Here is a 14,761-nt window from a genome sequence, read left to right as displayed (position 1 = left end):
ATGTTGTGGTGTCCAAACTGAAATTACAGTTTTAACCTTTGGGGGAGTATGGAGATCATCTATAATTGATTTGAAGCTTCTTAATACTAAAAGATACATTCTTCTCGTATAACTTGAGAAGAATGTATCTTTGTTGTTTAAATTGATCTTTCTTAGCCTTCTTACTCAGCTAACGAAATTATTAAAAAAGATATTTACACTATTAGGTTTTGTTCAGTATTGAAGTTTAATGTGGAAATTTTTTGATTCAGATTAAAGGGCATTTAAAAATCCATTACCAGCCATATTTAGGCCTCCGTTTTCTACAATTTCATTTGAAATAATTAGTTTATAATAACCTGCTGGAACGTTATTCCAATAAATTGTATTATTAGAACCGACATAGCTACCGACAACTTTTATAACGTTAGTTTTATAGTCAGTACTTGTACTCATAAGATAATAGTAGACTCTCACACTACCTGTACCTCCAGGAGTATGTTGAGTGTGTGTTAAATAAACAGTTGGTGTACTTGGAGACACATAAAGTGTGTCCTTGGTTTGTATCCATCTTCCTACAGGGAGAGTTTCAATAGTATAGGAAAGTCCTGCAGCAAGAGGGGAAATCTCACCTTTTGGGGATTTAAAGAAATTTGTGCTATTCCAGGTAACGGAATTATCGATTAAACTTTGCATTTCTGGAGTTACGGTTTTTGTCTCTGAAATACTACTGGCATTATTAAAAGTGCCTGTAAAAGTGCCTGTATCAGAGGAGACATCAGCAGCATAAGATTCTGCTGAAATAGGTGCAGTTGATAGAAAAATTAATGAAGCAACTAATAACGTCTTTACCATTTTCATAGATCTGTCCTCCTAGTATTTTAGATAAAAAGGAAAAATATTAAAAAACTTCAAATACTGAACATGTATTATTTAACCATTATTATATTTATCAAACCTTTTTCTCTAATTAATTGATATTTTCGAAACATTACATGTGTATAAAATGTTCGCATTTTGTTCTGTTTTAAATTGACACCCCCCTTCCCGCTGACATAGACTAGATATATTCACTGAAATGAACAATGAGGATGGACGGGGATGAATGAAATGCGGCAATTGATCCGGCCGTGGCGGCATGTTTTTAAGCTGGACCCGGACCGTGCGCTGGGGGACAAGGAGCTGGAGGCAGTCTGCCTGTCCGGAACGGATGCGATCCTGGTAGGCGGCTCTACAGGAGTAACCTATGACAATACGGTAAGTCTGCTGGAACGAATCCGGCCGTACGGCCTGCCTTGTGCGCTGGAGATCTCTGACCTGGAGGCTGCGGTGCCCGGCTTCGACCTCTATATGATTCCCATGGTGCTCAATACTGCCGATACTTCATGGATTCTGGGCCATCACCGCCGGGCGATTGAACGGTTCGGGAGTCTGATTCCATGGGAATTGCTGCTGACAGAGGGCTATATCGTACTGAACCCCAATTCCTCGGTTGCCCGTCTAACCGGTGCAGACAGCTCGCTTAATGCCGCCGGGGCGGGTGCCTATGCCCAGATTGCAGACAAGCTGATGAATCTCCCCGTGGTCTATCTGGAATACAGCGGAGCCTTCGGAGATATGGAGATTGTGCGTGAAGTCAGAGAAGTCGTGGAGCATAGCCAGCTGTTCTATGGGGGCGGCATTACAGGTGCAGCGGAAGCGAGGCAAGTGGCGGCACTATGCGATACCGTGGTGGTTGGCAATATTATATACAGCGATGTAGAGCAGGCGCTAATGACGGTTCAGGCTGTACGGGAGACGCCGCAGATGGACTGGTTATAGCTTATACAGCAGATCAATGACGAGACAACCAAGTTGAACAGATAGGATGATTACAAAAGCTGAAAGGAGCATGTCCCACATGCAACTTGTTAATATACACGATGCCGTAAGCCGGCTGAATCCGCCGCAGCGTCAGGCCGTAGAGACTACGGAAGGCCCGCTGCTGATTATGGCCGGCGCAGGCAGCGGCAAGACCCGGGTGCTGACGCACCGGATTGCCTGGCTGATTGCGAACCGCAAGGCCCCGCCGTGGGCGATTCTGGCGATTACTTTTACGAATAAGGCTGCCCGTGAGATGCAGGAGCGTGTCTCCAGACTGGTCGGGCCGGAGGGCCGCGATATTTGGGTCTCGACCTTCCACTCCATGTGTGTACGGATTCTGCGGAGAGATATTGAGCAGATCGGGTTCACCTCGAACTTCTCCATTCTCGATTCCACCGACCAGCTGTCTGTCATCCGCAATTGCATGAAGGATCTGAATATTGATACGAAGAAGTTCGAGCCGAAGGCGATCCAGGCCGTGATCAGCACGAACAAGAATGAACTGATTACACCGGCGCAGTATGAGCAGAAGGTTGGCGACTATTTCGAGGGCCTGGTAGCCCAGGTATATACGAAGTACCAGCACCGTCTGCGAAGCAATAACTCGCTCGACTTCGACGACCTGATTATGAAGACCATTGAGCTGTTCAAGGAGAAGCCGGATGTGCTGGACTTTTACCAGAAGAAGTTCAAGTATATTCATGTCGATGAGTATCAGGATACGAACCGGGCGCAGTACATGCTGTGCCGGATGCTGGCCGACAGCCACCACCGGATCTGCGTGGTCGGGGACAGCGACCAGTCGATCTACCGCTGGCGCGGGGCGGATATCTCGAACATTCTTAATTTTGAAGAGGATTATCCTGAAGCCAAGACGATTCTGCTGGAGCAGAACTACCGCTCGACCTCGAACATCCTAAATGCCGCTAACGGCGTCATCGCGCTGAATACGGGCCGCAAGCCGAAGAAGCTGTGGACCGATTCGGAGGATGGCGCGAAGATCAAGGTATACCGTGCCGATTCCGAGCATGATGAAGGGTACTTCGTCACCGGGGAGATCAGCAAGAATGTGAAAGCGGGCCAGAAGTATCAGAATCATGCGATTCTGTACCGGACGAACGCCCAGTCCCGTGTCATAGAAGAAATTCTGATCAAGTCGGACATTCCTTACCAGATTGTCGGCGGGATCAAGTTCTACGACCGCAAGGAAATTAAGGATCTGCTGGCCTATCTGCGTCTGCTCAGTAATCCTGATGACGATATCAGCTTAGTGCGGATTATTAATGTTCCTAAGCGCGGGCTGGGCGATACAACCATCGGCAAGCTGGCGGCAGCGGCGGCAGCCCAGGGAGTCTCGATCTTCCGGGCGCTGCAGACCGTGGACGACTTGGGCTTCGCCGGACGTACACGCAATGCGCTGGTGGAGTTCTACGATATGATTGAGGCGCTGCACCGTATGGTCGAATTCCTGTCGGTAACGGAGCTGACGGAGAAGATTCTGGAGCTGTCCCAGTACCGGCTGGAGCTGCAGAATGAGAATACGCTGGAGTCCCGTTCCCGGCTGGAGAACATCGACGAGTTCCTGTCCGTTACGATGGAATTCGAGAAGAACAATGAGGATAAGTCGCTGGTCTCCTTCCTGACCGACCTCGCGCTGGTCGCTGACATTGACAGTATGAACGACGACGAGGAGGATCGCAGCGATGCGGTGGTCCTGATGACGATGCACAGCGCGAAGGGGCTGGAGTTCCCGACCGTGTTCATCATCGGAATGGAGGAGGGTGTGTTCCCGCACAGCCGTGCCTTCCAGGACAACGATGAGCTGGAAGAGGAGCGCCGGCTGGCGTATGTGGGCATTACGCGTGCGGAGAAGCAGCTGTTCCTCAGCTGCGCGCGGATGCGCACGCTGTTCGGGCGGACGGCTGCGAATGCGCCGTCGCGCTTCCTGGACGAGATTCCGGAGGAGCTGAAGGAAGATACCGTCCGCGCTTCGGACCGCTTCCGGCGCGGAGGCGCGGAGGTAGGCGGTGCCTATGGCGGCCGGGGCTTCAGCGGAAGCGGAGGCAGCCGGGGGAACTTCGGCAGCAGCCGCACGGCAGCGGCCGGTACTGCGCCGGAGGGCGGCGGGGCCGCCAGCTTCGGCAGTGGCAGTTCGGCCCGGGCCGTGCCCGGCGCGGGCCGGGTGGTGGTCACGACCGGAGGCGCGCAGCGCACGACGGGCGGAGCCGGGGCGGCGGCCGAGGCCGGAGGCTTCAAGGCCGGCGACAAGGTGGCCCACGGCAAGTGGGGCACCGGCACCATTGTGGCCGTGAAGGGCAGCGGCAACGATACGGAGCTGCAGATTGCCTTTCCGGCGCCGGTGGGTGTGAAGCGGCTGCTGGCGGGCTTCGCCCCGATTACCAAAGTTGAATAAATCAAGCTGCGATTAACGCTAGTGCTTTTGGATCACGCTAACCGTAGGAAACCTATTTGACGGAGGGATATGCCGGATGGATAAGATGTTCACCATGGAAGAACTGGTTGCTGAGCTGAATCAATACAATTACCACTACTATACGCTGGATGCTCCGCTGGTCAGCGACAAGGAATACGATGCGCTCTATGACAAGCTGGTGGCGCTGGAGGCGGAGAGTGGGATCGTCCTGCCGCATTCTCCGACCCAGCGGGTCGGCGGAGAGCTGCTGAAGGGCTTCACCCCGCACCGCCATCTGGCTCCGCTGTGGAGTCTGGACAAGGCGCAGAACATTGAACAGCTCCGCACCTGGAATACCCGAGTATTGAAGCTGGTGAATGACTACAATACCAAGAACCCGGACAATCCGCTGCCGGAGCCGTGTTATGCGGTGGAGTTGAAGTTCGACGGGCTGACCCTGAACCTGACTTACCGTGACGGGGTACTTGTCCAGGCAGCGACCCGGGGCAACGGGGTAACAGGTGAAGGCATCCTGGCCCAGGTGAAGACGATTAAGTCCGTCCCGCTGAACATCCCGTTCAAGGAGGGCATGATTGAAGTACAGGGCGAAGGGATTATGAACCTGTCTGTGCTGGCGGACTACAATACCCGCGCTGCGGAGCCGCTGAAGAATGCGCGTAACGGGGCCGCCGGGGCCTTGCGCAACCTGAACCCCAAGACGACCGCCGAGCGCAGACTGAATGCCTACTTCTATAATGTAGGCTACGCGGAGGGCGTGCAGTTTGCTGATCATCAGGAGATGATGGAGTTCCTGCGTAATAACCGCTTCAAGGTGAATCCTTATCTGAATTACTTCAGCAACTTTGATGATGTGACCGAGCAGCTGGCCGAGATTGAAGAGAACCGCTCCGGTCTGGATTATCTGATTGACGGAGCGGTCATTAAGGTCACCGACTTCCGCATCCGTGAAGCGCTGGGCTATACGGATAAGTTCCCGCGCTGGGCGGTTGCTTACAAGTTCGAGGCCGAGGAGACGACAACGATCCTGGAGTCGGTGAGCTGGAACGTCGGACGCACCGGTAAGGTCACGCCGCTGGCCCGGGTGGAGCCTGTAGAGCTGGCCGGAGTTACGGTGCAGAACTGCACGCTTAATAATGTGGGCGACATTGAACGCAAGAATCTGAAGTTCGCACTCGGGACCCGGGTGTTCATCCGCCGCTCCAATGATGTCATCCCGGAGATTCTGGGCAAGGTGACCGAGGAGAGTGACGGCGGGGAGATTGTGTTCCCTGAGCAGTGTCCGGCCTGCGGATTCCCGCTGGAGATGCGCGGCGCGCATCTGTTCTGCAACAACAAGCTCGACTGCAAGCCGCAGATTGTCAGCCGGATTACCCATTTCGCTTCGCGTGATGCCATGGACATCGAGACCTTCAGCGAGAAGACAGCGGCTCAACTGCATGAAGAGCTTGGCGTCCGTGAACCGGCGGATCTGTATGAGCTGACCTCTGAGCAGCTGGTGAAGCTGGAGCGCTTCGGGGAGCGGAAGGCCGCTAATCTGCTCAAGGCGCTGGAAGAGAGCAAGGGCAGAGATCTGGCTTCCTTCTTGTTCGCGCTTGGCATTCCGAATACGGGCAAAGCGACCACCCGGATGCTGGCCGACCACTACCGCAGTCTGGAAGCTGTAATGTCGGCAACCGCTGAAGAGTTGGCCGAATTGCCGGATATCGGCGGGATTGTGGCGGAGAGCATCGTGAATTATTTTGCCGACCCGTTCGTGGTGGTCAGCATTAACCGGATGCTGGCGCTGGGCGTAGAAGCCAAGGGCCCTGAGGCTCCGCGTGAAGTGGCAACCGATTCATTCTTCAGCGGCAAAACCGTAGTGCTGACCGGCACACTCCACAAGATGACCCGCGATGAAGCTGCCGAACGCTTGGAGGCGTTGGGAGCCAAGGTATCCGGCAGTGTCTCCAAGAAGACCGACCTGGTCATCGCCGGGGAGAAGGCAGGCAGCAAGCTGGCCAAGGCCCAGCAGCTCGGCATTCAGGTCATTGAGGATGAAGATGAGCTGATCCGGCTGCTGGAGATGTAAGAGAATATACGAGTCCTGTGTTTCCTGGCCTATGGGCGGGGGAGCGCAGGGCTTTTTTTGATTTATAGGAAACTATAACTTTCTGCTGCTGTTGAAAAGGTGTGTCGAAAGTGTCTAAATGCGAATATTTGTGAAAACAGCATACATTGCGCTCGCAAGCAGGCATACGGCCTAAATGTATATCAAAAACAGCATACATTGCGCTCGCAAGCAGGCATACGGCCTAAATGTATATCAAAAACAGCATACATTGTGTTCATAAGCAGGCACACGGCCTGAATGTATATCAAAAACAGCATACATTGCGCTCACAAGCAGGCATAAGGCCTGAATGTATGTGAAAAACAGCATACGTTGTGTTAGCGCAAAGGTAATCTTATTCACCCGGTAGTGTAATTTTGTTGTGCAGACTGACCTCCTTCCGCTTTTATATGAACACTTGATAATTTAATACAACGCCATACTTATTTTGACAGATAGTTAACCTTTCCACGGTAAGCTTAGGCTTAGAACCGTCACAATGAGGAAGGGGTATATGATGAACAAGCTAATGAAGGGCATGATCTTTGGAGGACTGGCGGCTGCCGTAGTATCAGGGGCAACACTTGCAGGAGCGGCCAAAAGCCCGGCGCCGGCCAATTCCGGGAACGCTGCGAAGGCCCAGTCTAAGAATCTGATCGTTCTGATCGGCGACGGCATGGGGCCGGCTCAGGTGTCTGCGGCGAGATATTTTCAGCAATACACCAAGGGAGTCAAGCACCTGAACATCGACCCGTACTACGTGGGACAAGCGACTACATATGCAGACCGGGGAGAAGACAGCGGCAAAATCGTCTCCGGGATCGTCACCGACTCCGCTTCGGCGGGAACTGCATTCGCTACCGGCCACAAAACCTACAACGCGGGCATCAGCGTCTCGAACGAGGATGTCTCCAAGCCGTTTGCTTCCATTATTGAAGCCGCCGAGAGCGCAGGCAAGGCCACCGGCCTGGTGACGACTGCCCGCATTACCCATGCAACGCCAGCCGTATACGCCTCGCATGTCCGCAACCGGGATAACGAATCAGCGATTGCCTCACAGTATCTGGAGAGCGGCGTGGATGTGCTGATGGGCGGGGGCAAGCAGTTTTTCCTGACCAAGGATGAGAAGGGCAAACGTACTGACAAGAATCTTCTGCCTGACTTCAAAGCCAAGGGCTACACAGTGGTTGAGAATACTTCGGCTCTTAATGCGCTGACTTCTAAGAACAGTAAGGTGCTTGGCCTGTTCGGTAACTCGCATGTAGCGTATACCCCGGACCGGACGGCGGAAATTCCGAGCCTGGCCGCCATGACCTCCAAAGCGCTGAATATTCTGTCCGCCGATAAGAACGGCTTCGTTATGATGATTGAAGGCGGACGGATCGACCATGCCGGTCATGCCAACGATCTGCCGACCCTGGTGCAGGAGGCGCTTGATTTCGATGCGGCCTTCAAGACAGCGGTGGATTTTGCGAAGAAGAATGGCAACACCTCTGTAGTGGTTACGGCGGACCATGAGACTGGCGGCCTGTCGCTCTCCCGCGACAATATCTATGAGATCAACATTGACCTGTGGAATAAGCAGAAGCATTCCTCCGAGAGCCTGGCAGCAGACCTTGAGGCCGCGCAGACCCCGGAAGAGATCCGCAAGATCGTAACGGCCAACACCTGGATTACTGACCTGACGGATGAGGAAGTAACCCAGATTATGAACGGCGACGGCTCCTCCTACAAAAGAGAAGGCGCGTATAATGCGGTCATCTCCAAGCGTCTGCTGGTGGGCTGGTCCGGTCACGGCCATTCTGCGGTGGATGTCGGAGTCTGGGCGTATGGCCCGATTGCCGACAAGGTGAAGGGGCAGATCGACAATACACAGATCGCAACAGCTGGAGCGGGAATCCTCGGACTGGATCTGAACAAACGTTCTGCGGAACTGCAAGCCAAATACGTCTATCCGAAGTTTAAAATCAGCCGCGACAATGAAGTGCTGTTCCCGGCACAGGCTCTGGTCAAAGCGCTCGGAGGAAACTATGCAGGCACTGCCTCCACTGCGAAGCTGACGCTCGGTAAGAATACGGTTGATGTGAATCTGGCTGACAAATCAGCCAAGCTGAACAGCAAAGCTGCGGCATACACCGTAGATGTAGATAACAATGTGCTCTATCTTCCGCTCAGTGCCTTCAACCAGCTGAAGGGCTCGACCCTGACCTGGGATGCGCTGTCTGAACGTATTGTACTCAGATAGGAGTGGACGGCTTGCTTGAGATCCGGGATTTGAAAAAACAGTTCAAAACCGACGGCAGAGCCATCCCGATCCTCGATATCTCCCGGTGGCATGTGGCACAGGGAGAGCGCGTAGCCATTACCGGACCCAGCGGGTCCGGTAAAAGCACGTTGCTCCATCTGATCAGCGGGATCATGAGTGCAGACAGCGGCAGCATTGCCGTGAACGGCCAGCCGCTGCATGAGCTGACGGAAGCGAAGCGTGATGCCTTCCGCGCTTCGGCCATCGGTTATGTGCTCCAGGACTTCCATCTGATTCCGTCGCTGACGGCCCGGCAGAATATCGAGATTGCCATGGCCTCCGGGCTTACGCAGAAGGAGAGACGCCATATCGTGGACGGCTGGCTGGAGCGGGTAGGCCTTGCGGGACGCGGCCGGCATCTGCCCTCCGAGCTGTCGCGCGGACAGCAGCAGCGGGTAGCGATTGTCAGGGCGATGGTGAACAATCCGCCCTTGCTGCTGGCGGATGAGCCGACAGGCAGCCTGGACTGGGAGACGGCGGAGGAGATTGCCTCCCTGCTCCTGGACCTTAGCGCTGCACAAGGGAATACCCTGATCGTCGTTACCCATGACCTCAATATGGCCGGCCGGTTCCCGCGCTGTCTGAACATTCAGGACATGAATGAAGTGCGCCGGGAGGCATTGCCGAAGCAGCGGATTCCCGTGGCTTCGGGTCAGCGGGAGGGGGTGACGCTGTGAGCCTGTTCCAGCTTACGCTGCGCAATGTGCTGCACCGGCGGTTCCTCTCCCTGCTGACTGTATGTGCGGTGGCTATTACTGTTGCCTTTGTCGTGCTGCTTGTCCTGTCCCGGCAGAGCGTCGAGCAGGGGGCGAAGAAGGGCTATGGGCCCTTCGATCTTGTTATAGGAGCGGCCGGCAGCGAGACCCAGCTTGTACTGAACACGTTCTATCATATCGGCGCGCCGACCGGGAATATCCCGCTTGCTGTTCTGGATGAAGCCCGGCGGGACCCGTCTGTGGCTGCAGCCTATGCAATGACCACGGGAGACAACTACAAGGGATTTCCCATCGTCGGACTGGACGCCGGTTATTTCTTCACCCGTTACGGGGACAGCAGGCTTCAGGCCGGCACGATGTATGCCCATACCGGCGAGACTATTGTAGGCGCTTATGTCGCCCGGTCGCTGGGATTGAAGGTAGGCGACACCTTTGCGGGTGCACATGGGCTTGTACAGGGAGAGCATCATGAATCCGCAACGTCTGAGACTGGGGAAGCGAGCGGTCATCAGGCTGAAGGAGTTGAGGGTGCAGAAGGGGCTGAAGAGGCCGGGTATCACGGAGAAAACGCGGAGCATGCGCATGAAAGCTTCCGTTATACGGTCGCAGGTATCCTTCCGGAACTTCATACCCCCGATGACCGGGCGGTATTCACAACGGTAGACTACGCCTGGGCGGTTCACGGGCTTGCTCCAGAAGATCGAGAGATTACCGCTGTATTGGTGAAGCCCGCCAGTCTGCTTGGTGCTCATGATCTGAAACAGGGCTTCGACGGCAGCAACGGGGTTCAAGCAGCTTATACCAGCAAGGCAGTATCTGATGTGCTGAATGCAGTGGATCAAGGTTCAAGGCTGATTGGCCTAATAACGGCTATCTGTGTGCTCCTGGCGGGTATTACCATCTTGCTATCCTTGATTGCCGCCGTCTCTGAGCGGACCAAGGATGTAGGGATTCTGCGTCTTCTCGGCAAATCGCGTGCTTACGTCTGGCTGACGTTAACGACGGAGGGCCTGCTGGTGACGGCAACCGGGCTGATCGCCGGCCTACTGGTTGGTCATCTGGGAGCTTATCTGCTGAAGGATATGCTGTTCTCCCAGGCGGGCATTCAGATTGAGCCTTATCAATGGACAGCAGAGCATTGGCTGATTGCGGGCGGCGCTCTTATCTTGGGGCTGCTGTCCTCCCTGGGACCGGCCTTCCGGATGTACCGGATGCACCCGCTTGCTCTGTTCAAAGCTTAGGAGGAATACGAATTGAGACGATTACAGGGAAAAATGCTGCTGCTCTCCGGTGCTGTGCTCAGTCTGCTGCTGCTTCAGGCCTGCGGTCAGAATTCTGCGGCTGAGGGGAGCGGTGAAGCCTTCGCCGCAGCGGCGGAAGCTTCACCAGAGGCCAACGGGCTGACCCAGGCCCAAGCCTCTGCATCTCCTGCACCTCAGGCATCGGCTGAGGCCCCGGAGGTGACTGCGCAGCCTTCTACGGTTCCTGATAAGGCTAGCGGGACTCCGGTCGCACTTCAGCCGTCACCTTTGCCCTCCCCGGCCTCTTCTGCTGAGCCTGTAGCAGAAACTGCCCAAGCTATCCGGAAGCCTTCCGGGACGGCGGAAGGCTCCGCGCCAAGCCCTGCCGCTTCCGCAGCCGCCACTACCACCCGGCAACCGGCGTCAGCTAAGGATGGCGCGAGGAAGACCTCCGAAGCAACAGCAACCCCGGCAGCTAAAGCGATTGCCACAGCTATAGCGACCAAAGCCCCTAAGGCGACTCCAGCCCCTGCCACGGCGGCCAGCCCGTCTGCACCCGCTGGCCCGTCCGCGCCTGCCAAGGTGGCGAAGGCAGCAGAGGCAGTCTCCGCTGGCCGCACAGAAATCAACTGGAATGGCTTCTTCGACGGCGACGACCAGACCCGACCCTCGGAACACTTCTGGGATCTCAGCGGCCAGCAGGTGACTATTAAAGGGTTCATGGGCGAAGTGCTGTCTTTTGAGAAGAACTGGTTCCTGCTGATCCCGGAGCCGGGAGCGGAGTGTCCGTTCGATAACGGGGATGAGACCTATTGGAATAAGATCATGATTGTCTTCGTGCCTGAAGGCAGCAAGCTGCGCTATACCTCCGGTCCGCTGGAGATTTCGGGACGGCTGGATGTCGGCATCAAGATTGATGAGTCCGGCTACAAAACCATGTTCCGCCTCTACGATGCTTCCTTCAAGAGCCTGTAATCTGTACACGCAAAGAAGCAGCCTTCTAACCCTCATGGGGCAGGAGGCTGCTTCTTTGCATTCTGCACATACCTTAACTACATTTATACCCGCTTGGCGCCGGGGAGCCAGGCATCCTTGTCATAGCCCCGCTGCTCCCAATACCCGACATAATCCTCATCAATCAGCTCAATCCGGTTCAGCCATTTGACAGACTTGTAGGCGTACATCTGGGGAGTAATCAGGCGGACCGGTCCGCCGAGCTGATTCGGAATCGGTTTGCCGTCATGCATCACTGCGACCATGATATCATCCATCCGGGCCTGGTCCAGCGTCAGCGAATCGGTGTAGACACCGTCACCGGAATAGAATTTCACCGTAACCGCCTGCGGCTGCACACCGGCGAGATCGAGCAGCTTGGAGAGGGGGAGGCCCTCCCAGGTGTTTTTGTACACAGACCAGCCTGTCACGCAGTGGAAATCACTAACCTGCACCTCGCGCTGCAGCTTCACGAACTCTTCCCAGTTCCAGGTCAGCTTCTTGTTCACCAGCCCGTCGATCGTAAAGGACCAGTTGGAATTGTCGAAAGCGGGAATAGCCGTGACCGTATACACACGGAAGCTGCCCTCGGCTCCCCCGCCGATAGGAGGTGCGGAATCCGGCAATGGGACAGGATCGGGAATCAGCGCATTGGCATTGGTGGCGGCATAGTCGGCGGTACCCGGAAGCTGCATCGCTCTGCCGAACCAACGGATAAAGGTAGGGCCAAGGGTAACCGCCAGTCCGGCACCTACAGCAGCCTTGATGAAACCGCGGCGGGTATACAAGGGCCGGGCATCGGATGCGGCCGCAGGCTGAGAACGCCCGGCAGGAGAAGAGGACTCTTTTACAGATACTGTATCAGCTACGATAGAGCGCTTCTTCGGCTCCTTCAGCCACTTCACCCGGGTAATGGAGTGGTAGATGATCACAGGGAGACCTACCCAGGTCAGCAGGTCATGAATGAACAGCGCACTATTCGCCGCTCTCGGTCCGGCCAGCCTGAATTGCCACAGAACCACCCCGGAGAGCAGCCAGCCGATCAGCAGGACAAGCACGAAGATCACATTAGCCTTCTGGGCGGGCTTACCCTTGAGCCGTTTCCAGTGCTTCGCAGCCAGCAGCAGGTAATAGATGACAGGAATGAGCAGCACCAGCCCGAGCGCGGTATGCCCCCATTTCAGCCACACCCGGCCTTCCCCAAGCACCTCCCTCCAGAAGCCGCCTACCAGGATCAGACCGCTCAGCGCGAGGAACAGCACCAGCCAGGCATTCCAGAGGTGAATCGAGACGAGCTTTTTGCCGTACCCTTTGCGCACTTTTGCGAGTATATTCTTCAAGCCTTCCCCTCCTCCGGGCTTAACGCCTGAGCGTGATTAATTCAAGTTTTAACTAATTGTACCGCAAAAATAGCCTGTTGAATAATCTCCGCACGCATAGTCCGCAAAAGGTATTTATTCTGCCGCCCATTCCTCCAGCTTCTTGTCACCGGGCAGCAGCAGGGCCAGCAGGCCAAGCAGCGGCAGGAAGCCGCAAGCCACGAACACAGGTGTAATACCGGCTCTATCGATGAGGTCGCCAATGACGACAGAGCCGATCCCGCCAAGCCCGAAGGCCAGACCGGTAATTAGGCCCGAGACGGTTCCGATGTTGCCCGGATAGAGCATCTGCGCGTATATCACCGTTACCGAGAAGCTGGACAGCAGGATGAAGCCGGAGATAATCAGCAGCACGGCCGCCCAGAACGTGTTCACAAAAGGCAGGGCCAGCGCAAACGGAACCGTACCGATCATCGAGACCAGAATCAGATTGCGCCGGCCGAACCGGTCGGCAAGCGGGCCGCCGAAGAAGGTGCCGACCGCACCGGCAGCCAGATACATAAAGATGTAGATCTGCGCACGGTCCAGCGTCATCCCGTATTTCTCCATTAGATAGAAGGCGTAATATCCGCCGATGGAAGCGCCGTACCACGAACGCACGAAGACGATGAAGACCAGGATGACGGTGGTGATAACGATGCGTTTGCTGCGGGCGGGGTCGATGGAGCGGGACGCTGACTTTTTGCGGAAGGTGTATCCGGCATTCAGCATGTCACGGTACCAGCGGGCCACATAGGTCTGGACAGCCACCCCGGCAGCGGCGATCACCGTGAAGCCAAGCGCGCCCATCTGACCGAAGGGAATGAATACCCACTTCATAAGCAGCGGCCCAAGTGCTTGGCCTGTATTCCCGCCTACCTGAAAAATCGACTGCGACAGCCCCTTCCGCTGACCGGCCGCCATATGAGCCACGCGCATCCCTTCGGGATGGAAGGCGGCGGAGCCGAAGCCCACCAGCATCACTGACACAATCACCAGGACATAATTCCCGGCAAAAGCGAGCAGGAAGACACCGGCGAAGGTACAGCACATCCCCAGCGGCAGCAGAATCGGGCGGGGCTTCCGGTCGGCAGCGAACCCGATAATGGGCTGAATCAGCGAGGAGGTGAGGTTCAGCGCGAAGGCAATCCAGCCGATCTGGGCATAGGAGAGCAGCAGATTATCTTTTAGTACAGGGAACATGGCCGGAATAAGCGCCTGAATGGAATCATTAAATAAATGAACAAAGCTCACTGCGAGCAAAATACGGTAGATCGTTGCCTGCTGCAGATGACTTGCTTCCTTAAGTGGAGCGGAGGCAGCAGGGGGAATAGACTTGTTGGACATGATGACTCCTTTCAGTAATATAGAAGATGAATCCTATTGTAGCGGCAAATGCTGCAGGATGGAAACCATATGTTGAACTTAGGATATGCGGTTAATTAGTTCATTATAAAAAAGTCTTGCCAGAGTCCGCAGCGCGTGATATATTATCTCTTGTGCTTATGAGACACCGGCGCTGAACGAAGCACTGGATGAGAAATAAGTTGACAAGTTAAGTGAGAAAATGATATGATCTAATTCCTGCGCAAACGATAAATGGTCGGATTGCCGGGAGCAAGTTCTTTGAAAACTGAACAAATGGAACACGTTATGTTTTACAAGATTCATATAATGAATCGTCAGTTTCAAAATGAGCTATCGCTCTTTTCAATACTAATTGGAGAGTTTGATCCTGGCTCAGGACGAACGCTGGCGGCGTGCCTAATACATGCAAGTCGAG

Annotated in this window: 10 protein-coding genes and 1 rRNA gene; 8 read left to right on the top strand and 3 right to left on the bottom strand. The window is 55.0% G+C overall.

What is annotated here, in order from left to right; all coding sequences use genetic code 11:
* Nucleotides 1–252: 252 nt before the first annotated feature.
* On the bottom strand, nucleotides 253–840 hold the full coding sequence (locus K1558_RS08415) for a hypothetical protein (protein WP_238651006.1): 588 nt from the start codon (nucleotides 838–840) through the stop codon (nucleotides 253–255).
* Between the two features lie 249 nt (nucleotides 841–1,089).
* On the opposite strand from K1558_RS08415, the gene pcrB reads away from it, so the two are divergent.
* From pcrB to K1558_RS08380, 7 genes are all read left to right on the top strand, one after another.
* On the top strand, nucleotides 1,090–1,800 hold the full coding sequence (gene pcrB / locus K1558_RS08410; RefSeq protein ID WP_238651485.1) for a heptaprenylglyceryl phosphate synthase: 711 nt from the start codon (nucleotides 1,090–1,092) through the stop codon (nucleotides 1,798–1,800).
* Nucleotides 1,801–1,879: 79 nt separating this feature from the next.
* Nucleotides 1,880–4,255, top strand: coding sequence for a DNA helicase PcrA (gene pcrA, locus K1558_RS08405; RefSeq protein WP_238651004.1), 2,376 nt, complete (start codon nucleotides 1,880–1,882; stop codon nucleotides 4,253–4,255).
* 76 nt (nucleotides 4,256–4,331) lie between these two features.
* On the top strand, nucleotides 4,332–6,344 hold the full coding sequence (gene ligA, locus K1558_RS08400; protein ID WP_238651002.1) for an NAD-dependent DNA ligase LigA: 2,013 nt from the start codon (nucleotides 4,332–4,334) through the stop codon (nucleotides 6,342–6,344).
* 538 nt (nucleotides 6,345–6,882) lie between these two features.
* Nucleotides 6,883–8,610: an alkaline phosphatase gene (locus K1558_RS08395; protein WP_420800426.1), complete on the top strand. Its 1,728-nt coding sequence runs from the start codon at nucleotides 6,883–6,885 to the stop codon at nucleotides 8,608–8,610.
* Nucleotides 8,611–8,621: 11 nt separating this feature from the next.
* Entirely contained in the window at nucleotides 8,622–9,347 is a 726-nt protein-coding gene (locus K1558_RS08390) for an ABC transporter ATP-binding protein (protein WP_238650998.1), read from the top strand.
* Nucleotides 9,344–10,627: an ABC transporter permease gene (locus K1558_RS08385; protein ID WP_238650996.1), complete on the top strand. Its 1,284-nt coding sequence runs from the start codon at nucleotides 9,344–9,346 to the stop codon at nucleotides 10,625–10,627. The genes K1558_RS08390 and K1558_RS08385 overlap by 4 nt, the downstream gene beginning before the upstream one ends.
* A 12-nt stretch (nucleotides 10,628–10,639) precedes the next feature.
* Complete coding sequence (locus tag K1558_RS08380; protein ID WP_238650993.1) at nucleotides 10,640–11,602, top strand: hypothetical protein; 963 nt, start codon at nucleotides 10,640–10,642, stop codon at nucleotides 11,600–11,602.
* 83 nt (nucleotides 11,603–11,685) lie between these two features.
* On the opposite strand, the gene K1558_RS08375 is transcribed toward K1558_RS08380, so the two are convergent.
* Both K1558_RS08375 and K1558_RS08370 read right to left on the bottom strand, forming a co-directional pair.
* Nucleotides 11,686–12,960 carry a molybdopterin-dependent oxidoreductase gene (locus K1558_RS08375; protein WP_238650991.1) on the bottom strand — a complete coding sequence of 425 codons (1,275 nt, stop codon included), beginning with the start codon at nucleotides 12,958–12,960 and terminating at the stop codon, nucleotides 11,686–11,688.
* 114 nt (nucleotides 12,961–13,074) lie between these two features.
* Nucleotides 13,075–14,325 (bottom strand): MFS transporter, encoded by a 1,251-nt coding sequence (locus K1558_RS08370; RefSeq protein ID WP_238650989.1) that lies wholly within the window; start codon nucleotides 14,323–14,325, stop codon nucleotides 13,075–13,077.
* A 370-nt stretch (nucleotides 14,326–14,695) separates the two neighbouring features.
* Between K1558_RS08370 and K1558_RS08365 the strand changes: the two genes are divergently transcribed.
* Nucleotides 14,696–14,761, top strand: a 16S ribosomal RNA gene (locus K1558_RS08365); the annotation flags it as partial.

The organism is Paenibacillus piscarius (assembly GCF_022234545.1).
Taxonomy (GTDB): Bacteria; Bacillota; Bacilli; order Paenibacillales; family Paenibacillaceae; genus Paenibacillus_AQ; species Paenibacillus_AQ piscarius.
This window is presented reverse-complemented; position numbering and strand designations above follow the sequence as displayed.